At 53.2% G+C, this 22087-nt stretch carries 22 protein-coding genes; 8 read left to right on the top strand and 14 right to left on the bottom strand.

All coding sequences use genetic code 11. The features are described from left to right. Window positions 1-10: 10 nt before the first annotated feature. Window positions 11-994 carry a catabolite repressor/activator gene (gene cra, locus ACT3TF_RS15910; RefSeq protein ID WP_444672515.1) on the bottom strand — a complete coding sequence of 328 codons (984 nt, stop codon included), beginning with the start codon at window positions 992-994 and terminating at the stop codon, window positions 11-13. 262 nt (window positions 995-1256) lie between these two features. On the opposite strand from cra, the gene ptsP reads away from it, so the two are divergent. The 4 genes from ptsP to pgi all read left to right on the top strand — a co-directional run bounded on the left by ptsP (window position 1257) and on the right by pgi (window position 8695). Further along, window positions 1257-4151: a phosphoenolpyruvate--protein phosphotransferase gene (gene ptsP, locus ACT3TF_RS15905; protein ID WP_444672514.1), complete on the top strand. Its 2895-nt coding sequence runs from the start codon at window positions 1257-1259 to the stop codon at window positions 4149-4151. Then, window positions 4151-5122 (top strand): 1-phosphofructokinase, encoded by a 972-nt coding sequence (pfkB, locus tag ACT3TF_RS15900; protein WP_444672513.1) that lies wholly within the window; start codon window positions 4151-4153, stop codon window positions 5120-5122. The genes ptsP and pfkB overlap by 1 nt, the downstream gene beginning before the upstream one ends. Beyond that, window positions 5119-6852, top strand: coding sequence for a PTS fructose-like transporter subunit IIB (locus tag ACT3TF_RS15895; protein ID WP_444672512.1), 1734 nt, complete (start codon window positions 5119-5121; stop codon window positions 6850-6852). Before pfkB ends, ACT3TF_RS15895 begins: the two co-directional genes overlap by 4 nt. Before the next feature lie 193 nt (window positions 6853-7045). Next, complete coding sequence (gene pgi, locus ACT3TF_RS15890) at window positions 7046-8695, top strand: glucose-6-phosphate isomerase (RefSeq protein ID WP_441683816.1); 1650 nt, start codon at window positions 7046-7048, stop codon at window positions 8693-8695. Window positions 8696-8844: 149 nt separating this feature from the next. Here the strand turns inward: pgi and ACT3TF_RS15885 are convergent, their stop codons facing one another. The 8 genes from ACT3TF_RS15885 to ACT3TF_RS15850 all read right to left on the bottom strand — a co-directional run bounded on the left by ACT3TF_RS15885 (window position 8845) and on the right by ACT3TF_RS15850 (window position 15920). Next, a complete protein-coding gene (locus tag ACT3TF_RS15885; RefSeq protein WP_441683818.1) occupies window positions 8845-9423 on the bottom strand; it encodes a GNAT family N-acetyltransferase in 579 nt (192 codons plus the stop codon). 93 nt (window positions 9424-9516) lie between these two features. Beyond that, window positions 9517-10011, bottom strand: a complete 495-nt coding sequence (locus ACT3TF_RS15880) for an AAA family ATPase (protein ID WP_441683820.1) — start codon at window positions 10009-10011, stop codon at window positions 9517-9519. Window positions 10012-10263: 252 nt separating this feature from the next. Beyond that, entirely contained in the window at window positions 10264-10860 is a 597-nt protein-coding gene (locus ACT3TF_RS15875) for a GNAT family N-acetyltransferase (protein WP_444672511.1), read from the bottom strand. Between the two features lie 321 nt (window positions 10861-11181). Beyond that, the gene (locus ACT3TF_RS15870) at window positions 11182-12408 is read right to left on the bottom strand and encodes a metal-dependent hydrolase family protein (protein ID WP_096279359.1); all 1227 of its coding nucleotides are present in this window, start codon (window positions 12406-12408) and stop codon (window positions 11182-11184) included. A 23-nt stretch (window positions 12409-12431) separates the two neighbouring features. After that, the gene (locus ACT3TF_RS15865) at window positions 12432-13739 is read right to left on the bottom strand and encodes a TRAP transporter large permease (protein WP_441683826.1); all 1308 of its coding nucleotides are present in this window, start codon (window positions 13737-13739) and stop codon (window positions 12432-12434) included. A gap of 10 nt (window positions 13740-13749) precedes the next feature. Continuing rightward, a complete protein-coding gene (locus ACT3TF_RS15860; protein WP_444672510.1) occupies window positions 13750-14250 on the bottom strand; it encodes a TRAP transporter small permease subunit in 501 nt (166 codons plus the stop codon). Beyond that, window positions 14247-14876, bottom strand: a complete 630-nt coding sequence (locus ACT3TF_RS15855; RefSeq protein ID WP_444625694.1) for a TetR/AcrR family transcriptional regulator — start codon at window positions 14874-14876, stop codon at window positions 14247-14249. Before ACT3TF_RS15855 ends, ACT3TF_RS15860 begins: the two co-directional genes overlap by 4 nt. 63 nt (window positions 14877-14939) lie before the next feature. Beyond that, on the bottom strand, window positions 14940-15920 hold the full coding sequence (locus ACT3TF_RS15850) for a C4-dicarboxylate TRAP transporter substrate-binding protein (protein ID WP_444672509.1): 981 nt from the start codon (window positions 15918-15920) through the stop codon (window positions 14940-14942). Between the two features lie 393 nt (window positions 15921-16313). Between ACT3TF_RS15850 and ACT3TF_RS15845 the strand changes: the two genes are divergently transcribed. Both ACT3TF_RS15845 and ACT3TF_RS15840 read left to right on the top strand, forming a co-directional pair. Then, on the top strand, window positions 16314-16976 hold the full coding sequence (locus ACT3TF_RS15845) for an AzlC family ABC transporter permease (protein ID WP_096279348.1): 663 nt from the start codon (window positions 16314-16316) through the stop codon (window positions 16974-16976). Window positions 16977-17011: 35 nt separating this feature from the next. Beyond that, window positions 17012-17287, top strand: a complete 276-nt coding sequence (locus tag ACT3TF_RS15840) for an AzlD domain-containing protein (RefSeq protein ID WP_225734499.1) — start codon at window positions 17012-17014, stop codon at window positions 17285-17287. 17 nt (window positions 17288-17304) lie between these two features. On the opposite strand, the gene ACT3TF_RS15835 is transcribed toward ACT3TF_RS15840, so the two are convergent. Next, window positions 17305-17673, bottom strand: a complete 369-nt coding sequence (locus tag ACT3TF_RS15835; RefSeq protein ID WP_441683835.1) for an MliC family protein — start codon at window positions 17671-17673, stop codon at window positions 17305-17307. A gap of 68 nt (window positions 17674-17741) precedes the next feature. After that, a complete protein-coding gene (locus ACT3TF_RS15830) occupies window positions 17742-18473 on the bottom strand; it encodes an SDR family oxidoreductase (protein WP_444625695.1) in 732 nt (243 codons plus the stop codon). A 170-nt stretch (window positions 18474-18643) separates the two neighbouring features. On the opposite strand from ACT3TF_RS15830, the gene ACT3TF_RS15825 reads away from it, so the two are divergent. After that, window positions 18644-19726 carry a PA0069 family radical SAM protein gene (locus ACT3TF_RS15825; protein WP_441683839.1) on the top strand — a complete coding sequence of 361 codons (1083 nt, stop codon included), beginning with the start codon at window positions 18644-18646 and terminating at the stop codon, window positions 19724-19726. Between the two features lie 42 nt (window positions 19727-19768). After that, entirely contained in the window at window positions 19769-20068 is a 300-nt protein-coding gene (locus ACT3TF_RS15820) for a winged helix-turn-helix domain-containing protein (protein WP_444672508.1), read from the top strand. A 9-nt stretch (window positions 20069-20077) separates the two neighbouring features. Here ACT3TF_RS15820 and ACT3TF_RS15815 read toward each other — a convergent pair whose 3' ends face one another. The 3 genes from ACT3TF_RS15815 to ACT3TF_RS15805 are packed head-to-tail and all read right to left on the bottom strand — an operon-like array spanning window position 20078 to window position 22053. Next, a complete protein-coding gene (locus ACT3TF_RS15815) occupies window positions 20078-20923 on the bottom strand; it encodes a DUF2797 domain-containing protein (RefSeq protein WP_096279338.1) in 846 nt (281 codons plus the stop codon). Beyond that, window positions 20907-21191, bottom strand: coding sequence for a YeaC family protein (locus ACT3TF_RS15810; protein WP_096279336.1), 285 nt, complete (start codon window positions 21189-21191; stop codon window positions 20907-20909). Before ACT3TF_RS15810 ends, ACT3TF_RS15815 begins: the two co-directional genes overlap by 17 nt. A 10-nt stretch (window positions 21192-21201) precedes the next feature. Beyond that, window positions 21202-22053 (bottom strand): rhomboid family intramembrane serine protease, encoded by an 852-nt coding sequence (locus ACT3TF_RS15805; RefSeq protein ID WP_096279334.1) that lies wholly within the window; start codon window positions 22051-22053, stop codon window positions 21202-21204. Window positions 22054-22087 lie beyond the last annotated feature (34 nt).

Here is a 22087-nt window from a genome sequence, read left to right as displayed (position 1 = left end):
TAGCGCAACACTATACAGAGCGGGTACGCAGGTGACGCGCCACCACTTGCCGTCCGCTGAGATAGTCGCCACTAGCCGCCGATAACGCACAGGTGAGGGTCAACTCGGCAATGCGGTCATAGTCCTGCAGCGCCGAGTTGACCGGCTGAGGGAGAAAATCCAGCAGCCGGTGGTCGCCAAAAGTGGCTAAATGAATATCTTCCGGCAATCCACCGCGCTCCAAGAACACATCAAACACTCCCTCCAGTAAAGCATAGGACGCCGTCACCAACGCATCCACACTGCCATGCTGATCCAGCAGCTGTGTGGCTAAGTGCGCGCCTTCGCTACGCTCGTAACTCGTACCACTCAGCACAATCGACTCAATGCCAGTGCCCGCCAGAGCATCCTGAAAGCCTGAGCGCCGCTCACTGCTGATGGATAAATCAGGCATCGCGTCAAGCCACGCCACGCGCTTGGTTACTTTGCTGATCACTGAGCGAGTCAGTAACGTCGCTGCTTCCTGATCATTGCTCACGACGCTGGCAAACAGCGCTGGATTTAAACCCCGGTCCATGCCCACTACGCACCAGCCCTTTTCCATCAGGTCGGTGTAGAAGGTGTCATCACTAGGCAAGCAGCTAGCGGTTATCAATACCTCACAGCGCTGGGCACGCAGTGACAGTGCCAGCGTTCGCTCACTCTCGGCACAATCATCTGAACTGACGATCAACAGCTGATAGCCCTTCTCCCGTGCACCACGCTCTAAGCGCTTGGCGAGGCGGGCATAACTGATGTTCTCCAAATCCGGAACGATAAGCCCCAGCAAGCGGCTCGCGCCTCGGCGCAGCGCTGCCGCCTGAGGGTCAATGTGGTAGCGATGATGACGCACCACCGCCATCACTTTTTCAATCGTGGCGGCACTGATACGTCGCTGCTCGGCCTGGCCATTCACCACATAGCTAGCGGTAGTGCGTGAAACGCCAGCTAGTCGAGCAATATCGGCGAGTGTCATGAGGGTTCCCCTTGGCGTGACCGGGCAGTTTATCAGCAAGTTAGCGCATGCAAGACCAAAGTCTAGAAGATCAAACCTTGTGTCATTAAGTGAATCGATTCAGCATAGCACTATACTTCGATGAAACGACAGGCATGACACGGTTAATCCAGCTAGGCGACATGCCACGATAACGATCAGTTTATGTACACGTCTCTGCGCTCATGGGCAGTGCTAACCTGCAGTATTCAGGGCAGCCAGGGCACGTTTACAGGAGAATACTATGTTGACACTCGGCCCCGATGACATCTTGCTAGGCCGCCACGCGGATAGCTGGCAAACCGCCTTGGACAGCGCCGCTGAAGCGCTGGTAGACGCCGGATTCGTTGAGGCTGAGTACCGCGACGGCCTGCATGCTCGTGAAGCACAGTCATCAACGTTTCTGGGCAATGCGATTGCGATACCCCACGGTACGCCAGAAAGCCGCCAGCATGTAAAACGCACCGGCGTTCGCGTACTGCAGTTTCCCCAGGGCATTGAGTGGCACGACGGCCAGAACGTGCATGTGCTGGTCGCTATCTCGGCACACAACGACGAGCATCTGGATATTCTGCGCCAGCTAACCCATGTACTCGACCGCGAAGGCGTGGCTGAGCAGCTTGCCAGCGCTACCTCTGCCGCGGATATTGCACAATTGCTTTCAAAGCCAGCGCTTGAACCGCGGCTTGATGCTGACACGCTATGTGTCAATTTTCCCGCTCGCGACCCACAAGAACTAGCCTTGGCTGCTGCCGCTCGCTTGCGCCAAAGTGGCTGTGTTGATAATACCTTTATCGCCGCCGTCGCGGACGCTCAGCCTATCTGGTTAGGCAAGGGTTTATGGCTGTCCAGCAGTTCACACGGCGTCAACCAGCCTGCCCTAGGTATCGCCACACCGGCTGAGCACACCCTGAAAAGCGCGGGTCACCCCGTGCATGCGCTGTTCTGTTTAGCGGCACATGGCGATGCCCACCGCCCACTGCTAGAGCAATTAATGGCACTTGTCGACAGCGGCGTCAGCGACATCCTCCTCACACGTACCAGTGATCAGTTGCTGGCACTGCTGGCCGGGGAAACCGCCAATACACACACCCGCCGCGTGCGGGTGCTTAATCCTCACGGCTTACACGCCCGCCCCGCGAAGCAGTTGGTGCAGGTGGCTCGCGCTCAGTCCATGCCGATTAATGTGCGCTTGGAAGAAGGCAGCGCCACGCCGGTTTCCGCAGCGAGCCTAACCAAAGTGATTGGCTTAGGGGCCCGGCGCGGCCAGTGGCTGGTGCTCTCCGCCCAAGGCGACGGTGCGCAGCAGGCGATTGAGCATCTGGCCGAAACGATAGAAGCCGGTCTGGGCGAAAAAGTGACGCCCTTTGAAGGTGGCCGCGATAGCGCCCAAATGCCCAAGGTAGCAACGGCAAACGTGGTTCCGCTGAGTGCGGATACGCCTCATGCAGGAGTGGCGGCCTCGCCCGGCTTAGCCATCGCCCCTGTGTTTGTTATCCGCCCGCTGCAGTTTGATTACCCTCAGCATGCGGACGACTCAGACCAGCAGATCACCCGGTTAAACAGCGCCATTCAAGAAGGCGCCGCGCAGCTACAGACACTGGTGCGTAATGCACAGGGGGGCGAGGTAGCGGATATTCTCTCAATGCACGAAGAGATGCTCGACGACCCCGAACTTCATCACGCGGCGACGGATGCCATTCGTGAAGGCCGCTCTGCGCAAGCAGGCTGGTGGGAGGCGATTGAAACCGCTGCCCACGCGCAGGAAATGCTCGCTGACCGCCTGCTTGCCGAACGCGCTGCTGATCTGCGCGACGTTGGCCGTCGGGTGCTTGGCGTACTCTGCGACGTGCAACTCCCTGAGCCCCCTAATCATCCTTACATTCTAGTGATGGACGATATTGGCCCGTCCGATGTCGCTCGCTTAGATACTTCCCGCGTGCGTGGCCTGCTGACCGTGCGTGGCGGCGCCACGGCGCATAGCGCTATTTTGGCACGCGCGCTGGGCATTCCAGCGGTGGTCGGCGCCGGACAAGCGGTGATGGCACTTAACAACGCTAGCATGATGATCCTGGACGGCGAGCGTGGCCGTGTAACCTCACAGCCATCTGAGGAGCGTTTACAGCGCGCCGAACAGCAGCTGCTCGATCATCAGCAGCGGGAAGCCGATGCCTGGGAAACCCGCTTTGACCTTGGCCAAACCCGGGATGGTCACCGTGTCGAAGTTGCCGCGAACCTTGGTAATACCGCCCACGCCGCCGATGCAGTAGAGCGCGGCGCCGAAGGCGTTGGCCTGCTGCGTACCGAATTTTTGTTTATGGCCCACGCCAGCGCACCGGATTTAGCGACGCAAATTGGCGAGTATCGCCAAGCGGTTGAAGCGCTGGGCGAGCGCCCGCTGGTAGCGCGCACTTTGGATGTGGGAGGCGACAAGCCCCTGCCCTACTGGCCGGTGCCTCAAGAGGACAATCCGTTTCTGGGTCTTCGTGGTATTCGTTTAGCGCTCACCCAGCCCGAGGTGCTCGAAACCCAGCTACGTGCGTTACTAATGGCAGCAGCGCCAGCGGTAGGCTCGAAAGATAAAAATCATCCGCTGCGCATCATGCTGCCAATGGTCAAAGACATTGCCGAGTTCCGTGCCGTTAAGAGCGTTTATGACCGACTACTGCAAGAGATTCCCTCCGCTCAGCGCGCCACCGACGTGCAGCTTGGGGTGATGATCGAAGTTCCCTCCAGTGCGCTTTTGGCGCCTAGTCTGGCCACCGAGGTGGACTTCTTCTCGATAGGTACCAACGACTTAACCCAGTACACCCTGGCAATTGACCGTGGCCATCCAGAGCTCTCGGCACAGGCCGATGGCCTGCATCCTGCGGTACTGCGCCTGATCCAAATGACCGTGGCCGCCGCGCATACCCAGGGCAAATGGGTGGGCGTCTGCGGTGAGCTGGCCTCAGATGCCGCGGCTATTCCGGTGTTGGTCGGTTTGGGCGTGGACGAGCTGTCGGTAAATGCGCGGCAGATCCCCTTAGTGAAGGCACGCCTGCGTGAGTTTGACCTTGCCGATGCCCAGGCCAGTGCTCAGCTTGCGCTAAGCAAAGCAACCAGTGATGAGGTGCGCGACGCCCTGGAGGCGCGTTAATGGCTCGCGTGCTGTGTATCACCCTGAACCCGGCGCTGGATTTAGCGTTTAACCTTGACGCTTTAGTACTGGGCAGCGTGAATCGCCCCACCAGTGCGCAGCTAGAAGCGGCAGGAAAAGGCGTCAACGTCGCCCGAGTGCTGGCTAGGCTTGGCCATCAGGTAACGGTCAGTGGCTTTTTAGGCAGCGAGAACGATGCCCCCTTTACGCTGGCTCTTCAGCAGACGGGATTGGTCGATGCCTTTGTGCGCGTTCCCGGTAGCACTCGCATTAATGCCAAACTGGCCGAACACAGCGGCCGCGTCACCGACATTAACAGCCCCGGCATGCCGATTGATGCCGCTCACCTGAAAGCGCTGATCGCAGCGCTGGATACCGAGCTTACCAGCGCCACGCCGCCACACGCGGTCGTGATGGCGGGCAGCCTGCCCCCAGGCTGTTCGCTGGACGATTTCAGCCAACTGCTTGACCACCTAAACGCCAGCGGCATTCCGCTCTGGGTCGACACCAGCGGGCCCGCCCTGAATAAAGCGATTGCGTCAGCTCCCGCAGGCGTCAAACCGAATGAAACAGAGCTCGCTGAATGGGCCGGTGAGCGCATCGATGGTACTCAGGCACGCCTGGGTGCCGCCCGGCGACTGCACGAAAGTGGCATCGCACATGCGCTTATCTCAGCGGGCAGCGAGGGAGTGCTATGGGTCAACGCTCAAGGTAGCTGGCACGCTACGCCGCCTAGCGTCACCGCCACCAACACGGTGTGTGCCGGCGATACGTTGGTAGCTGGCATGCTGCATGGCCTGCTCAGCCAGCACGACGCTGAACAAACCCTGCGCTTCGCCACCGCGCTTTCTGCTGAAGCCGTGCGCCACGTAGGCGTGGGCGACCCTCACGCGGCTGATTTCGACTCACTCCAACAACATACCCGGATACAGCGTCTTGACGACGCCATTACCGAGAGAGCCACGCTATGAATGTCATTCTGATTACCGCCTGCCCCAGCGGCATGGCGACGACCTTCCTCGCTGCCAAGCGCCTGGAGCAAGCAGCCCAGCGTCAAGGCTGGTCGGCTCACGTGGAAATGCACGGTGAAATAGCCCCCTTACACGCTGCTAGCGCTGAGCAGATCGCCAATGCTGATTTAATTGTGGTAGCCGCCGATCACGTGCCCGCGCCAGAACGGTTCGAGGGCAAGCGCCTATTTCAGGCACCGATTGCGAGCGCCCTACCCGACCCTAGCGGCTTTCTTGCTCAAGCGAAGCGGGAAGCGCCTATTTATAGCGCCCCCGTAACGTCTAGCGCACCGGCTGCTGCAAGTAGCGACGGCGGCAAGAGAATCGTTGCCGTTACCGCCTGCCCGACCGGCGTTGCCCATACCTTTATGGCCGCTGAAGCGCTAGCAGAGGCGGGCAAAGCCATGGGCCACGCCATTCGCGTTGAAACCCAAGGCTCGGTAGGTGCACAAGATATATTAACTGAAGATGAGATTGCTGGCGCCGACACCGTCGTACTGGCCTGTGACATTGACGTTGATCCTTCTCGGTTTGCAGGCAAACGCATCTACCGCACGTCGACCGGCAACGCGCTTAAAAAGCCGCGCCCCACCCTTGAAGCCGCGCTCAGCGAGGCCGCCATAGAGAGCGGCAACAGCAATGCGGGCACAGCCAATAAGAGCGTCAAAGAGAAAGGCGTTTACAAGCACCTGCTCACCGGCGTTTCCTTTATGCTGCCGATGGTGGTGGCAGGCGGCCTGCTGATTGCGCTCTCCTTTGTATTTGGCATTGAGGCCTTTGAGCAGGAAGGCACGCTGGCCGCCGCGCTCATGCAGATCGGTGGCGGTACCGCCTTTGCACTGATGATTCCCGTTCTGGCAGGCTATATCGCCTACTCCATCGCCGACCGCCCCGGCATCGCCCCGGGTATGATTGGCGGTATGCTGGCGGCCAATATCGGCTCCGGCTTTATCGGCGGTATTTTGGCAGGTTTCCTGGCGGGCTATGTGGCACTGGCGGTTACTCGCTACGTCAAACTGCCTTCTAGCGTTGAATCTTTGAAGCCGATTCTGATTATTCCGCTAGTGGCCAGTTTGGTCACTGGTCTGACCATGATCTACGTGATTGGCGAGCCGGTTGCTGCGCTGCTCAATGCCCTGACCAGTTTCCTGGAGTCCATGGGCTCCACCAACGCAGTACTGCTGGGTATTCTGTTGGGCGCGATGATGTGCTTCGACCTGGGCGGCCCAGTTAACAAAGCCGCCTACACCTTTGGCGTGGGTTTGCTCGCCTCCGAAACGTACGGCCCTATGGCGGCGATTATGGCGGCGGGTATGGTGCCAGCCATTGGTATGGGTATTGCCAGCTTTGTGGCACGTAACAAGTTTTCTGCGCCGGAACGCGAAGCGGGCAAAGCATCATTCGTGCTTGGCCTTTGCTTTATCAGTGAGGGGGCCATTCCGTTTGCGGCGAAAGATCCGCTGCGGGTCATCCCCGCCTGTATTGCAGGGGGCGCGTTAACCGGTGCCCTTTCGATGCTAGTGGGCGCAAAGTTAATGGCGCCTCACGGCGGTATCTTTGTACTGCTCATTCCCAATGCCATCACCCCTGCACTGCTTTACCTTGGCGCCATTGTCGCGGGCTCGCTGGTGACAGGTTTAAGCTATGCGTTTATCAAACGCGGCGCCGCCCAGGTCGCTGTCGCCAGCTAAACGCTCCGAAACAATAGACGATAGGCAGGCAAGTAAACCTGCCTATCGCTAAAAACACGTACTTTTACGCAGATAATTGCTTTAAAAGCTTCAACACGCTCCCCTTTATGCGCTTTTTTATGTAGTATTTTTACATAACGTCGATATAAGCCATTCCGCTTTTAACAGCCTCTTATAACAAACGGATCGCTCAATGTTTCAGCTGACTCGCAGTGTTACCTGGCAGGCGCTAGATCGCCTACGCGACAAAACAACGAACGACCGCATTCGTGACTACTTCACCCATGACCCCCAGCGTTTTGAGAAAATGAGTTTACGCGTGGGCGGCCTATTTCTTGATTACTCCAAAAATCACGTCTCTGATGAAGTACTCGCTAAGCTGATTGAACTGGCAGACCACTCCGCGCTAGTTCAACGCCGCGCGCAGATGTTCTCTGGTGACATTATCAACGTCACCGAAAATCGCCCGGTACTGCATACCGCGCTGCGTAATCTCAGCGATGACCCGGTGTATGTCGATGGCGAAGACGTGATGCCGGAGATCACGCGGACTCGCGAGCAGATCAAGCAATTCTCAGAAACGGTCCGTAGCGGCGAATGGAAAGGCTACAGCGGCAAACCGATCAAGGACGTGGTTAATATCGGGATTGGCGGCTCGGACCTTGGCCCTAATATGGCCGTGCGCGCGCTGCTTAAATATCGCCACCCCGAAATGCACTTTCACTTTGTCTCTAACGTGGACGGCACTCATATACAGAAGGTGCTTTCACGGCTTGACCCTGCCACAACGCTGTTCATTGTTTCCACCAAGACCTTCTCGACCCAGGAAACGCTGCTCAATGCCAAAACCGCACGGCGCTGGTTCCTGGAAAACGCCGGTGACGATGCCGATATAGGCGCCCACTTTGTGGCGGCCTCTACCAACCGCAAAGCAGCCATGGAATTCGGCATTCGCGAAGAGAACGTATTCGAATTCTGGGCCTGGGTCGGCGGGCGTTACTCCATGTGGTCGTCGATTGGACTACCGATAGCGCTTTCCATCGGCTTTGAGGGGTTTATCGAGCTATTGGAAGGCGCTCACGAGATGGATAATCACTTTATCCATGCGCCTCTATCGGAAAATATGCCGGTACTGATGGCACTGATCGGCATTTGGTACATCAATTTTATCGGCGCAGAAACCCAGGCCATCGTCCCCTACGACCAGGCGCTAAATCAGCTGCCCTCTTTTTTGCAGCAGTTGGATATGGAGTCAAACGGCAAGTCTGTGGATATATTCGGCCACCCGGTCAACTACAAAACCGGCCCGATTGTCTGGGGGCAAACCGGCTCAAACGGCCAGCATGCGTTCTTCCAGCTGCTGCACCAGGGCACGCGCTATGTGCCGATTGATTTTATCGCTTCACTCAAACCTGAACCGGGCATGGAAGACCACCACTTCGCCCTACTTACCAACATGCTCGCCCAGGCCAATGCTTTCATGGAAGGCAGCCAGGGAGATAGCCAGCAAGATCCATTCAGCTGCCCCGGTAACCGCCCTTCCAGTACGCTGCTACTAGATGAACTCACGCCCCGCAACCTGGGCGCACTGATTGCGCTTTACGAGCACAAAGTGTTCGTGCAAGGCGTGATCTGGAACATCAACTCGTTCGATCAGTGGGGTGTTCAGCTGGGTAAACGCATCGCCGGTGAGATCAGCGAACGTATCGATACTAACGCTGCGGATTTTGATGCTTCTACTCAGGGGTTATTGGAGTTGGTGCGGGCGCATTTTCCGGGTGGCGGTTCCGAGGAGAATGCCCAAGCTGAAAGTGGTAAGAAGATAAATAAGAAGAAGGGCTAGAAAGTTTTAGTTGTCGCAACAAGCAGTAAGCAAAAGCCCTGACCTAACAGCCGGGGCTTGTTTGAATAAGCAGGGCTGAGCCGATACAGGCAGCACAGCGGTGTGAGCTTGCGAACGTCTGGCGGCCAGCGGCCGCGTACAGCCACTTGTTAGCTTAACTTACTCTCCAAGTTAATCTTTACAGCAGGCCATTCACTTGAAATTATTGAATAAACTATGGTATCTCTGAGTGAGCCATCACGCATTATCTGATGGCTTCGAAGTACTCCATCCTGCTTTGCACCTAATCTTTCTATCGCAGTTCGAGACTGTTGATTGAAGAAGTGGGTGTGGAACTCCACCGCTATCGCCGATGATGCTTCAAATAGGTTTCTTAGCAGGATTAATTTGCACTCAGTATTTACGGAAGTCCTTCGAACTAAGCTCGAGTACCATGTGTAGCCTAACATTGCTCGCATATTAACCGGATCAACGTTGTAATATCTTGTTGTTCCTACAATTTTATCATGCTCTTTTGATCGCACAGCGTAAGCTATATTGCCTGTCTTCGCTTCTTCTATTGCTGATAATACATAATCTTCCATTTCGTCAGGTCCAGGAACATTTGCATACCATATTTTCCAAGGCTCACCATCAAGAACTGCTTCTTTTAACGGTTCGATATGACTTTTAGACAAGGGCTCTAGAGTCACATGCCTTCCAGTCAATCTGACTTCATTTATAAACATTAAACTTCCCCTATAGAGCTAACGCCCGCAGCACGCGCGGCTTTGTAGTGGCGGCGAAGCCGCAACGAAAAGACGTCGCAGTGCCTGCGATTGTTATGCATTTGCCGCAATTACGGTTGTGTTGAACCCTTCATCAGATGTGGGTGCAACAAAGTACTTGGTAACCAGCTCAAACATCTCTTCCGTATCAGTTGCCGCTCTCTCTGGCTGTTCTATCCGCCTTTTTTCGATTTGTCCCAAGCAAATCTCATTTGGCTGGTCGATGTAAATTAATTCATGTGGAGCCTGGATCTCTGAAAATATGGTTTTAAACCACTTTCGTTGTGAAATTGTATTTGCCGGAAAATCCATTACCACGCTGGTTCCAGACACCAAGATCGATTGAACCAGTTTTTTCATTTGAGGCTTAAGACGGCCAGAATATTCAATGTAATCATCTAAGGTATTTATGCTATTCGGATAAATGGATGGAAGCCACTCGTCTTCTGAGAGCAGTACGGCGTTTCGCTCTTGGGAGATCTCACAAGACTTTGTAGTTTTCCCTGCTCCCATTTTTCCACAGAAAAACGTCAATACTCCTTTGTTCATTTCTTACCCCGTATTGCATAACAGTGATTATATACCGGCTGCATAACCTCAATGAACGTGCTGTCGCGTTGATTGAGGTTATCTAGCCGCTTAGATCAAATCTACCTCATTGATTCTATTGCTAGCAAAGCAAATTCTGGCTGCCTATCCAAAATTCGCGTGCTTTCTCGCTTTGCCTGTAGCGCATATGATTAAGGGCTGCGATCAGCGTCCTACCTCCATGTAGGAGCAGTCGAGCCAGAGCCCTATTGATTAGCTACGTGGCCGGCTTAACAAATAGTTGAGATGTGCCTGCACTTCTGGCCACTCTCCCCTGTGCAGGCTATACATCACGGTGTCGCGAATAGTGCCATCTCGGCGCAGCTTGTGGCCGCGTATGACACCATCCTTTTTAGCCCCCAGGCGCTCAATGGCACGTTGGCTTGCGTAGTTGAAGTTGTCGGTGCGCCAGCCAACCACGTTACAACCCAACGTATCGAAAGCATGTGTTAACAGCAGCAGCTTGCAGGTGGTATTAATATGGGTACGCTGCGCGCGTTTGGCATACCAGGTGTGGCCAATCTCTACCCGTTTTACCTCAGGTAAGATGTCGTGATAGCTCGTCGTGCCCAGCACGGTACCGCAGGCCTCATCCATGACAGCAAAAGCAAAGCGGTGGCCTGCCTCACGGTCTTTCAAGGCGGTTTCAATAAAGGCGCTTGTTTCATCGGGCGAAGGCACCGATGTGACGCGTAGCTTCCACAACTCGCCATCGGCGGCAGCGGCGCGCAGGCCAGCTTCGTGATCGTGCGCTAATGGCTCAAGCTTTACACCGTGCGCGTTAAGGGTGACAGCGCTTACGTAAGTCATATCTATCCACACGCCTCTTATATTTGGCAGTCGAAAAACAGCAATTAGTCGATATTACTAAAATAAGATTCGAAATAGTCGATAATGTCTATTAATAACACGAAGAATTGGTCATGGCGGTCGGCATTTACACGTTGGGTTATTACAATGCTTTGCTTAGCCAAGCGCCACTGGTTGACGCGAGCAGGACCACTCGGTGATTGCCGGTACTCATATAAGCGTTTAATTTAGCCATGTCCAGAGACGCAGACGCCGGAACTATAGAGTTCCGGCGCCGGTGCAGTCAGATAAAAATTACTACTGGATGTTTAAGCCTAATGCTTAAAGCGTATTTTTATACGCCACGCCCCCTTTCATGATAAGCATCAGTTGCTCATCCGGCTCAGTAAGCACAGTGATATCGTCCAGGGGGTTATCTTTAAGGATAATCACGTCACCACGGGCGCCAGGAATGATTTCACCAAAATCGCCCGTATGGCCGTAGGCATCGGCCGCGTGACTGGTGGCCGCACGGATCAGCTCATCGGCAGGTACCACCGCTTTGCGAAGGTGGAACTCATTGAGCTGATGGCGCTGCATACGACCCAAAAGGTCAGAACCGTAGAGCATTTTCACCCCAAAGCGCTGGGCCATTTCAAGGGCTTTGCCGCCGGCCTCAAGCACTTCAAATACTTTTCGCTGCAGCTCTTCGGCCATCCCTGCTTCAACGCCTTCTTTCGCTAGCGCATCGTAAGTACACAGCGTCGGCGTCAAATAAGCATCATGTTCGAGGAACAGGCGGCAGCTCTCTTCGTCCATAAGGTTACCGTGCTCGATGGTTTTAACGCCGCGAGGCAGCAGTCGATTAATAGCACGCGCAGTATAAGCATGTGCCATGGTATGAATATTGGCAGCAATCGCCTCTTCTACAATGGCATCAATTTCTTCAAGTGAGAACTGCGTGCTATCGATACGATCCGTTGGCGATGATACGCCACCTGACGCCATGATCTTAATCTGAGTAGCGCCCTTGCGAATCTCATCGCGTGCGGCATGTCGTACTTCACTGACACCGTCACATACACGGCCCAGACCTGCGCAGCAGAAGCAGCCTTCAAAGGTTTGCTGGCCTGGCCCACGCATATCCCCGTGGCCACCGGTTTGCGAGAGAGCTCGCCCAGCGTACATGATGCGTGGCCCGGCCAGCGTCCCTTCGTCTACCGCTTTGGCAAGGCCGTAATCCGCGCCACCTGCATCACGCACAGTGGTAAAGCCGCGCATCAGCATGGCTTCAAGCAGCTCACTAGACTTGGCGCCCACGTAAAACGGCGAAAGCGTGCCTAGGAGCGCAAAGTTGGGCGTGATAGCGGTTACGTGTACGTGGGAGTCCACCAAGCCCGGCATCAAATAGCGACCTTTGACATCGATCACCTGATCGTCGTCGCCTTCAAGCGGCGTTGCGCTTACCGCGTCGATGCGGCCATCTTTAATACGCACCTGATGATTAGGGAGCACTTTACCGTTGCGTGAATCGATAACGTTGGCGTTGATAAAACGAATTGCTGTCATGTGTGTTCCTTATTGAGAAAGCGTCAGAACATTTTCTGCGGAAGATAAAGCGAAAGCGCGGGAATCAATACGATGAGTAATAGTGCGACGATGTCCATGACGATAAACCAGCTCACGCCCTTAAAAACTTCGCTAAGCGTAACGCTGTTGCCCAGGGCACCCTTGATGACATAAACGTTAAGGCCGATGGGCGGAGTCACTAGCCCGATTTCCAGGAGCTTAACCACGATAATGCCAAACCAAATCAAATTAAGGTCTGCACCTTCGACCAAAGGGAGTATCAGCGGCAGCGTTAGAAGCAGCAGACCAATTGAGTCGATAAACATTCCGAGCACAAGATAGATCAGCGCTACCGCCAGAATGATCCACCATGTTTCAGTACTGACACCCAGAATCAACTCAGCGAATGCAGCAGGTACACCGCTCATGGCCAAGAAACGGGTGAAAAAGAGCGACCCAATCAAGATAATGAAAATGCTCGCCGTGCTGACTGCGGTTTGCGTAACGGCTTCACGAACAGCTTCAAGGGTCAGGGTACGTCGAGCCAAGGCAATTAATGCGGCAATGGTAGTTCCTACCGCTCCAGCTTCGGTAGGTGAAAAGACTCCCAGGAAGATCCCCCCAAGCACGGAGCCAATGAGCAATGGCAGTGGCCAAATATGTTTGAATGCCTCCCATTTTTCATTCCACGTCGAGCGAATATCAGTATCACCCGCGAGCTTCGGATTCAGCTTGGTCCTCACCATAATCATGCCGATATATAACAGCGCAGAAACTACGCCTGGGATGAAGCCTGCCATAAACAGCTGGCCGACTGACACTTGGGCATAAACACCATAAAGCACCAGCAATACGCTTGGTGGAATCAGCGAACCCAGTGTCCCAGAAGCAGCTACGGTGCCAGTTGCCAGCCCCTTATCGTAATTATGCTTAAGCATCTCAGGTACAGCGATGCGCGACATGGCCGCTGATGTCGCTACACTAGAGCCAGACGCAGCCGCAAAAAAGGCAGAGGCCATCACGCTGGAAACGGCCAAGCCTCCCGGAAGACGCGCTAGGTAAAGACGCATGGCCTGAAATAAGCCTTGCGTCATATTGGTAGTGGTACACAAATAGCCCATGAATAAAAACATAGGCGCGGCGGTTAACTCCCAAGTGCCTGCAAAATCGAAAGGAGTGGCAGAAATCATCCCCCATGCCACGCGCATACTGGTCATTTCGCCTATACCGATAATCGATACTAGGCCAAGGGCAATGCCGATTGGCACCCGCAGGGCGATCAGGGCCAAGGCGATGGCGATACCCGCCACACCTATCTCGATGTTAGTCATTGATTAGCTCCTACAGCGCTTGGCGTTGCTGCACTGCCTTTATCATATTGGCGAGAATGGCCAGACACATGGCGGCAAAACCAACGGGTAATGCCCAACGACTAGGCCACAAATAGAACGTGAAGTTGGCCATGGCAGTTTCCATACGAACCGTGGCACGAACTGCATCGAGATAGCTCTGGTAACAAAGCATGCCAAAATACACAAGGCCCAGAGCACCGGCGAAGAGGTAAAACGCTAGCTGTATAGTAGGCGAACACCTGCCCACAAAAACATCAACGCTAATATGCTCGCGCTTTAATTCAACGTAAGCAATTGGCAGGAAAATCACCGCGACCATATAGTAGAAAGAGACGAACTCCAGCGTGCCGGCAAACGATTTTCCAAAGAAATAGCGCAATCCGACATCAAGTGAGACATGCAGTGCCATTAGTACTAAAAAGAAGGCAGCGAGTACCAACGTGCTCTTAGCGACCCACTGGGATAAGCGTTCAATACTGTTCGCGATCATGCTGTTCTGCCCCTCTCGGAATCTGTAGTCGAGAAACCAAGCTTCATAAGAGTTTCCTTCCAAAACAGCAACATATCACGATAAAGCTCAGGATCATCACGCCAAATGCTCTGTGCACCCATCCCTCTCATCATGCATAAAGTGGCGTTCAAGGCGACACGATTTTGATGAGAAGTGTGCTCAGCACTAGCGACTAACTGCTCCCATATATATTCAAGTGACGTGTTGAATTTGATCCCTAATGGAGCTAGAACTTTCATTAAGTTAGGGTCAGTTCGCGCATTGGTAAGATATTCTAGCGTCACCATATACAGGTCGCCCTTGAAGTGCTCATGCAAGGCTTTTAATAGACTATCAAAATCCAAGGCACCCTCTTTGATGCCATTAGCCATGATTCGAACGCTCTCAACCTCTCTGCTTAGCAGGTCTTCAAGCGCCGACTGCATTAACAGCGTTTTGGATGGGTAGTGATGTACGAGAGCACCGCGAGAAACGCCAGCTTGACGAGCGATGTCAACAGTCGATGTAGCACGGATACCATTTTCAAGAATGCATTCAATAGTCGCTTGTATAACGCGAGCCTGGGTATGACGTGAGCGCTCTTCCTGATTTTGTCGTTTAGTCATATAGCGCACCCTTTTATCGTATTAGCATTGGCTGCCCATTAGGGCAGCCAATGACGGCCAAAATTAATAAATGCCGTAGTCAGCGGGTAGCTTATTATAAATTTCTTGCATAGCTAGCTCGGCAAGCGCCCCTTCATCATTACGATCAACGTCGCTGAGTAAACTTTCCCACTTTTCGTAAGTGGCGAGGAAATCATCAATTAGCGCTTCTGGATCTTCCACACCGTATTGATCACGGGCCTTATCGTAAACATTTGCCAATGCCTCATCACGGAAAGCCACCACAGATGCCATTAGATCTTCTTCCGGCTCATAGATGTTATTGCCAAGCTTGATCGCTTCTTCGATAGCTGCCTCTGACGCATTAATATACTGCACAACCATACGCGTCATTGCATGAGCGGTAGCTTCTTTGAACACATCACGCTGCTCGTCATTAAGGCTTGACCAGAAATCTTCGTTGAAGCCCCACTGAGGGCCGGACCAGTACATGCCGGTGGGCAGCAGCGTGGTGTGCTCAGCCACTTCCCATAGGGAGCGATCAATCAAGTCATTAGCCGCGTTGGTTGCACAATCCAGCGAGCCTCGATCAAGGCCACTATACATTTCACTCGAAGGAACATTGACAGGCGTGCCGCCGGCTTGTTCGACCCAGGCAGACACCGTTGAGCCCGCAGTGCGGATCCGTTTACCGCGTAATTCTTCAAGGTTTCGAACCGGTTCGCGGCAGAACATGACATAAGGCGGGGTGCTGTAGGCGCCGAGATAAACGATATTCAGGCCTTCCCATTCGGCTAGTTGAATGGGGTTGTTAAGGCTGAAATCGGTAACGGCCAGTATGCTGACTAACGGATCATCGTAGTTAAAGCCCAGCTCCTGAACGGCATTCGCTACTGGCATTTCAGACGGAGTAAAAATAGCAGCATGATGCGCCACCTGAACGATATTATCCTGAATGCCCTGCAAATTAGCACGAGGTGCTAGCAGTACAGTCCCGGTATACACCTCGGGTTGAAGCTCCCCGTTAGACAGTTCTTTAACCATCTCTGCCCATTCGATATAGCCGTAACGAGAGAAAGGGTGTTGTTGATCATAAAACGAATTGGCAATAAATGAAGTTGAAGCTTGAGTAGAACTAGCTGTTACAGGTAAAGCTAAAGCTGTTACCGCCAGTGTTATTACATTGCGCTTGAAGTTCATATATCAGTCTCCTGACCGAATTAATCGGCTTTTTTTAGTGTTATATTATTTCATTATTTTTAATAACACATTGCCTAGCGGTGTATGTGTGCTGTTAAATCTAAACGCGAAGAATAATAAAAACAAGCACGACTGTTTGTTTTTATTATTCACTATCAAAAGATGCCTAGTAAGCTTATGAATAAAAGAGAAAATAAAATAAAATTGGATATGGCGGGTACATGGCGAGGTATTCTCATGATGCTGCCTTTGGCCACTTTCACGGTGGCCTTTGGCCTAGCCTTCGGCGTAGCAGCTATCCATGCAGGCATCACTCATTGGGAAGCGATATTAATGAGCATGTTTGTATTTGCTGCTCCCTCACAGTTTGCGGCACTTGAACTATGGACAACGCCGCTGCCCCTTCTGGCCCTAGCAATGACGACCATGGCCATTCATACCCGACACCTATTAATGAGTGCATCGCTTTATCCTTGGCTCAAACCATTACCTCTACTGCAGCAATTTGGCGTCATTTTCATGTTAACGGATTCCAATTGGGCCATGGCACTGGGCGAATATCAGCGCGGAGAGCGCAATATTGGCATTCTCCTAGGAGGAGGTATCGCGTTATGGACTGCCTGGGTAATAGGTACGGGTATCGGCTTGGCATTTGGCGGTGGTATCCATCAACCTGAACGCTTTGGTCTTGACGTGATCATGCTATGTTTTCTGCTTGTGATCGTGATAGGTGGTAACCCAAAGCTAGTAATGATTCTTCCATGGTTAGCAGCAGCCCTCAGTGCGCTGCTAGCCTATTGGTGGCTACCGCCCTATCTACATGTACTGGTCGGCGCACTGACAGGAGGAATGGTCGCCATATTACTTCCCAAACGCTGGTATAAGGCGGGTATTTTGTGAGCTCATCACCATTATGGCAATCGCTATTAGCCATCATGATGATGGTAGCTATAGGCTACGGGTCTCGAATTTTGGGGCTCCTCATTATGGCCCGTATACCATTAAGCCCTAACATTCGCCTGTTTATTGATGCCATGTCTAGCTCGGTGCTTATTGCCATCATCACCCCCATCATTGTGCATGGTGACGGAGGAACCCGGTTTGCCGCTTTAATGGCAGGTGCTGTCGCTATTATCTTAAAAAGTCCTTTAGCATCAATTGCCGTTGGCATTATATGTGCGGCAAGCTGGCGCTGGTGGTTTGTAACATAATGAATTGCTAGACGGATTCAGGGCACGGCACAATGCTCGATAATGTCACCAGAAGTGCCGTCAGCCAGATGGCTGAGCAGTATACTCTCAGACCCTGAGCCAGAGCCTTTTGTCCACCACTCTAAATCGTCACTCACATAACGCGCACCGCTGCCAGAAACTGCAATTTGCATACTGTAGCTTCGGCCTTTGTACTGCACTCTCGCCGTGTCTGCTGAGGGGTAGGCGGCGGCTATCGTTTCACCGCTCTCGCACTCATAGCTATGCATAATAGATTCTGGAAGTGTCGCGGCAGATGCTTGAGCATCAACTTGATTTTGGGCTGAATTTGCACAGCCCGAAATGAACAAAATTGAAGTAATCGTTAGCGGAACGAAGATTTTCACATGAGCCTCCCGGTTGTTGAGATGCGGGCTAATCCACACTATATAATACTGTAGCCAGTGCGGGAGTGTTACCGCCCGCCCGCCACATCAATAAATGATCCCGTCACATAAGAAGCTTCCTCCGAAAGCAACCATGCGATGCTATTCGCCACCTCCTCAGCGGTACCGCCACGCTGCATAGGAATCTGCGGTGCTAAACGGTCAACACGACCTGGCTCGCCCCCATCGGCATGCATATCAGTGTAGATAGATCCAGGGCGAACGGCGTTGACACGAATACCCAAGGCGGCAACTTCTAAAGATAAGCCTTTAGTCAGCGTGTCCATGCCTCCTTTCGAGACGGCGTAGTCAACGTACTCAAAGGGCGAGCCTGTTTGTGAGGCACGCGAAGAGACATTGACGATCGCACTGCCTTGCCCAAAGCGTCGGATAGCTTCTCTGCAACACAGAAAACAGCTGTCCACGTTACTACCCATCACCTGTTTGAAGCGTTCAAAGTCAATATCAACAAACCTGGATTGCGTAAACAAAATACCCGCATTGTTAACCAAGTGGGTCACACTGCCAAAGTGAGCCTCTGCCGCATCAAACAAGCGGATGACATCGGCTTCCTTGCTGACATCGGCTTGATAAGCAAAGGCCCTGCCCCCGCCACGTATAATGGAATCAACCACTTCACGTGCTCGCTCTTGGTTAGTAAGATAGTTAACGCACACCGCATAGCCTTTAGCGCCTAGCAGTAATGAGGTCGCTGCCCCAATACCACGGCTGCCTCCTGTCACGATGACTACTTTCGACATAATGCTTCCTCAGTAACGCGTTAATGGTCAGTTCATTCAAATACCTTAACGTCGTAATAGCGACTTGGGTAGCGTCGTGTTCCCGGCATCATACGCTCAGCAACTAGCTGGCTATTGATTTCTTTTCACTCCGCAACTACTGTATATAAAATCACTAAAGGGGTGAAAGCATGGCATCTCTTGGCCAGCCTTTCCAGCCAACTACCTACAAGGGCCGCGGCGCAACGTATGATCCGCACAATCGCTTCGCGCCAACCCAAAGCATTGCAGACGACGACGGCTGGTGGCGCGAGGAAACCTCCACGACCATTGCCACGGAAGTGCGGGAAGAAGTGAGCAAGAGTGCGCTGTCGTGGAATAAATCGCCGGACTTACCCTTTGATCGCTCGTTAAACCCTTATCGTGGCTGCGAGCATGGCTGTGTTTACTGCTATGCACGACCTTCCCATGCCTACTGGGACCTATCGCCTGGGTTAGATTTTGAAACCAAGCTGATTGCCCGCAGCGGTTTGGTTGAGCAATTATCGGAGGAGCTTTGCCACCCCAACTATGTGTGCAGGCCAATTAATCTTTCTGGCAATACAGACTGTTATCAACCCTTAGAAGCTACCCAACAAACCACCCGCCGGTTGTTGGAACTACTATTAGCATGCCGCCACCCCGTCACAATTGTGACTAAAAGCACCTTAGTGCTGCGTGATTTAGAGCTATTGGCCGAGATGGCCGAGCACCGTTTAGTACGTGTTTTTGTCAGTTTAACTAGCCTAGATGCCAACTTAAAACGCACCTTAGAGCCACGTGCGGCGTCGCCCCAGGCACGTTTGAGAGCGATACGTGAACTGAATACGGCGGGCATTCCAGTGGGAACGTTGATTTCGCCGGTGATACCAGGGCTTACTGATCACGAAATCGAAAAACTATTGGAAGCGGCCAGCCGCGCCGGTGCACGCACCGCGGCCTGGATGTTGCTGCGCCTGCCCTATGAAGTCGCACCGCTGTTTGAAGCATGGTTGGAAACACACTACCCAGAGCGGGCCGCTAAAGTCATGAGCCTAATGCGCCAATGCCGGGGCGGGAAGATATACGACGCTCAGTTCGGTAAACGCTTTCGCGGTGAAGGCGTCTTTGCAGATTTGATCGCGCAACGCTTCGCTCGCGCCAGCCGCCAATGGAAGCTGCAGGATCGCACGGAGCAGGGCTTAAACACGCGCGATTTTCGTCCACCACGGGCGCAAGGGGATTTATTCATTTAAGCTAGCTAGCAACGCCAATACGTTTGCTACCAAGGAAGCCCCATGCCCGACCTTAGTAAAACTAAATCAAGCTTTTATAGACGTTTATACGTGGCCCATTTGATCAAACAGGGCATTGCCAGTGTACCTGCCATAATAGAGGCCACCGGCATGCCGCGACGCACTGCTCAGGACACGATAGCATCGCTTGCCGAACTGGATATTGAGTGTGTCTTTACTAAAGATGAGGGCCAACGCCATAACATTGGCCGCTACCAGATTCGAGATTGGGGCGCGATTGACCCCTGCTGGGTAGCCACGCATGCTGAGCGGCTAAAACAAGTGCTTGGCTATACAGGTTAGCGTAGCGACCTAACTCACTTGAACCTCATAACCCGTGAATTTACGCAGGTTAATCACGCCGCTATCGAGTATCAAATACTGTCCTTTAACCCCCTGTAGCACGCCTTCCACCAGCGGCTGCTTATCAAAGTTATGCGACGCAACTTTTTGTGGGAAAACACTAACCGGGTAGTGAAAATGATGCGCTGGCTGGTCTAACGTGCGAATAGCGTCCACGCCATGAGTATCACGTAGCTGGCTCAAGCCATCAGACAACAGGCTAAGCAAACGGTCACGCTCGGCGCTTAAATCCATTACGTCGATATCACCTTTAAGCATAGCGCGCCAGTTAGTGCGGTCTGAAACCTGCTCTTTGAACAGCATTTCGACGAACCCTGACTGCTGGCGAGTATCCACTTCAAGAATAGGCAGCGCCTGAATCGCGCCTTGGTCTAACCAACGGGTAGGCATCTGTGTTTTGCGCGTGATGCCTACCTTGAGGCCGGAAGAGTTGGCCAAATACACCGTATGAGGCTGAAAACAATGGCGCTCGCCCCATTCGGGCTCGCGACATGTGCCTTGAAAAAAGTGGCAGGTTTCCGGCTTCATAATACAAGTATCGCACTGCGCTAATCGTTTGAAGCACGGATAACAGTGGCCCTGAGCAAAACTTTTTTTCGTGGCTCGACCGCAGTGAGTACATGCAATGGCGCCTGTCCAACGTAGGCTGATCAGCTCACCAATGCGCTCATTAAGCGCAACGCGGTGCTCACCGGCACGTAAATGGTAGACCACTTGGTCATCTTGGTGGCCTGGTACCGCGACCGCCATTTTACTTAAACAGCCTTGCACTGCCGCTTCAATCACGCGTTGCATCCCGAGCCAAGCCAGCCATTTCTGGCGTTACGCCTGCGCCCGTCGCCGCCGCACCGCAGGTGCGCTGCTCTAAATACCCCACCCGATTCTCTTCCGGCACGTTATTTTCAGCCTCAAAACGCATCACGGCTTCCAAGCACAGATCGGTCTGTTCTGGCGTTAGACGGCGGCCATCGGGCCACTTGCGCAGCGACACCGCCTGTTTCAGGCTCTCATAGATCGCCGGGGTCATTTGATTAATCATTTTATCGAAGGTCATTTCGCTCATTGCAGGCCTCTTAACTATTTTTCAAACGGCGGGATGAATAATACCAGCCTGTGACAAGGCCCACGAGTAGCCCGCCCAAATGCGCTTCATTAGCGACATTGCCAAAGCCAACGCTGCCTGCTACCCCTGTCATGGTAAATACCATCCAACCCAGCATAAATACCACTAACATTTGGGGCACAAAAAAGCCGCTTTGGGGTACTCGCCGCGACATTAGCCAAACATGCGCTAACAAGGCATACACCACGCCTGACATACCGCCAAACAGCACGGTACCGGTCATATATTGAGCGATGTTCGCACCGATACCGGCAACAATAAGCAGCAACAGCATGGTACGGCTGCCTTGCAAGGCTTCAACCTGACGACCGAAGTACCATACCCACATCAAGTTAAAGATGAGATGCATCAAGCCAAAATGTAGAAAGGCCGGCGATAGCAATCGCCAAACTTGTCCTGAGGCAAGCATTTGCGACAGGTTACCAAACGACAGCTCACCACCAGAAATGCCAACGGGCACAATAGTTAAGGCAACGATTAGCTGATTGCCCAACACTTCGATCAGGGCAAACACCACCAGGCTAAAAACAATCATCAGCGAGGTAACCGGCACTTGGCGCAGCGATGCAAAAGAATGGGCCATAGAACGCGGGTGCTTAGTCGTTTGTTGAAGCGCTAGAGGTTCACCCTGTTTCCACTGTTCGACAAGCGCGGTGAGTTCACCCTGCTGGCGAGGGTCGGCGATCCATAATAGCTGGCCGTCGGCCTCGTCGGTAATCCGGTGACCAATACGATGGCGCCATAATGCTTGGCGCAGTTCGCTGGTATCCGCGTGATCGGGTAAAAGCATCACTGGATGCATAACATCCCTCTAATCAAAGCGCTCGCGGCATATT

The sequence above is a fragment of the Halomonas sp. AOP25-F1-15 genome (genome assembly GCF_052378675.1).
Classification (GTDB): Bacteria; Pseudomonadota; Gammaproteobacteria; order Pseudomonadales; family Halomonadaceae; genus Vreelandella; species Vreelandella casei.
Note: the sequence above shows the minus strand (reverse complement) of the source record. Positions and strands in the feature narration are given on the sequence as shown.

What these genes read in the sequence shown, in the direction of transcription:
- ACT3TF_RS15840 (WP_225734499.1), top strand. Translation starts at nt 17,012, where the DNA reads ATGATGATGGTAGCTATAGGCTACGGGTCTCGAATTTTGGGGCTCCTC.
- ACT3TF_RS15805 (WP_096279334.1), bottom strand. Translation starts at nt 22,053, where the DNA reads ATGCATCCAGTGATGCTTTTACCCGATCACGCGGATACCAGCGAACTG.
- ACT3TF_RS15815 (WP_096279338.1), bottom strand. Translation starts at nt 20,923, where the DNA reads ATGCAACGCGTGATTGAAGCGGCAGTGCAAGGCTGTTTAAGTAAAATG.
- pgi (WP_441683816.1), top strand. Translation starts at nt 7,046, where the DNA reads ATGTTTCAGCTGACTCGCAGTGTTACCTGGCAGGCGCTAGATCGCCTA.
- ACT3TF_RS15860 (WP_444672510.1), bottom strand. Translation starts at nt 14,250, where the DNA reads ATGATCGCGAACAGTATTGAACGCTTATCCCAGTGGGTCGCTAAGAGC.
- ACT3TF_RS15820 (WP_444672508.1), top strand. Translation starts at nt 19,769, where the DNA reads ATGCCCGACCTTAGTAAAACTAAATCAAGCTTTTATAGACGTTTATAC.
- ptsP (WP_444672514.1), top strand. Translation starts at nt 1,257, where the DNA reads ATGTTGACACTCGGCCCCGATGACATCTTGCTAGGCCGCCACGCGGAT.
- ACT3TF_RS15830 (WP_444625695.1), bottom strand. Translation starts at nt 18,473, where the DNA reads ATGTCGAAAGTAGTCATCGTGACAGGAGGCAGCCGTGGTATTGGGGCA.
- ACT3TF_RS15850 (WP_444672509.1), bottom strand. Translation starts at nt 15,920, where the DNA reads ATGGTTAAAGAACTGTCTAACGGGGAGCTTCAACCCGAGGTGTATACC.
- ACT3TF_RS15880 (WP_441683820.1), bottom strand. Translation starts at nt 10,011, where the DNA reads ATGAACAAAGGAGTATTGACGTTTTTCTGTGGAAAAATGGGAGCAGGG.
- ACT3TF_RS15885 (WP_441683818.1), bottom strand. Translation starts at nt 9,423, where the DNA reads ATGTTTATAAATGAAGTCAGATTGACTGGAAGGCATGTGACTCTAGAG.
- ACT3TF_RS15865 (WP_441683826.1), bottom strand. Translation starts at nt 13,739, where the DNA reads ATGACTAACATCGAGATAGGTGTGGCGGGTATCGCCATCGCCTTGGCC.
- pfkB (WP_444672513.1), top strand. Translation starts at nt 4,151, where the DNA reads ATGGCTCGCGTGCTGTGTATCACCCTGAACCCGGCGCTGGATTTAGCG.
- ACT3TF_RS15870 (WP_096279359.1), bottom strand. Translation starts at nt 12,408, where the DNA reads ATGACAGCAATTCGTTTTATCAACGCCAACGTTATCGATTCACGCAAC.
- cra (WP_444672515.1), bottom strand. Translation starts at nt 994, where the DNA reads ATGACACTCGCCGATATTGCTCGACTAGCTGGCGTTTCACGCACTACC.
- ACT3TF_RS15810 (WP_096279336.1), bottom strand. Translation starts at nt 21,191, where the DNA reads ATGAGCGAAATGACCTTCGATAAAATGATTAATCAAATGACCCCGGCG.
- ACT3TF_RS15875 (WP_444672511.1), bottom strand. Translation starts at nt 10,860, where the DNA reads ATGACTTACGTAAGCGCTGTCACCCTTAACGCGCACGGTGTAAAGCTT.
- ACT3TF_RS15895 (WP_444672512.1), top strand. Translation starts at nt 5,119, where the DNA reads ATGAATGTCATTCTGATTACCGCCTGCCCCAGCGGCATGGCGACGACC.
- ACT3TF_RS15825 (WP_441683839.1), top strand. Translation starts at nt 18,644, where the DNA reads ATGGCATCTCTTGGCCAGCCTTTCCAGCCAACTACCTACAAGGGCCGC.
- ACT3TF_RS15855 (WP_444625694.1), bottom strand. Translation starts at nt 14,876, where the DNA reads ATGACTAAACGACAAAATCAGGAAGAGCGCTCACGTCATACCCAGGCT.
- ACT3TF_RS15845 (WP_096279348.1), top strand. Translation starts at nt 16,314, where the DNA reads ATGATGCTGCCTTTGGCCACTTTCACGGTGGCCTTTGGCCTAGCCTTC.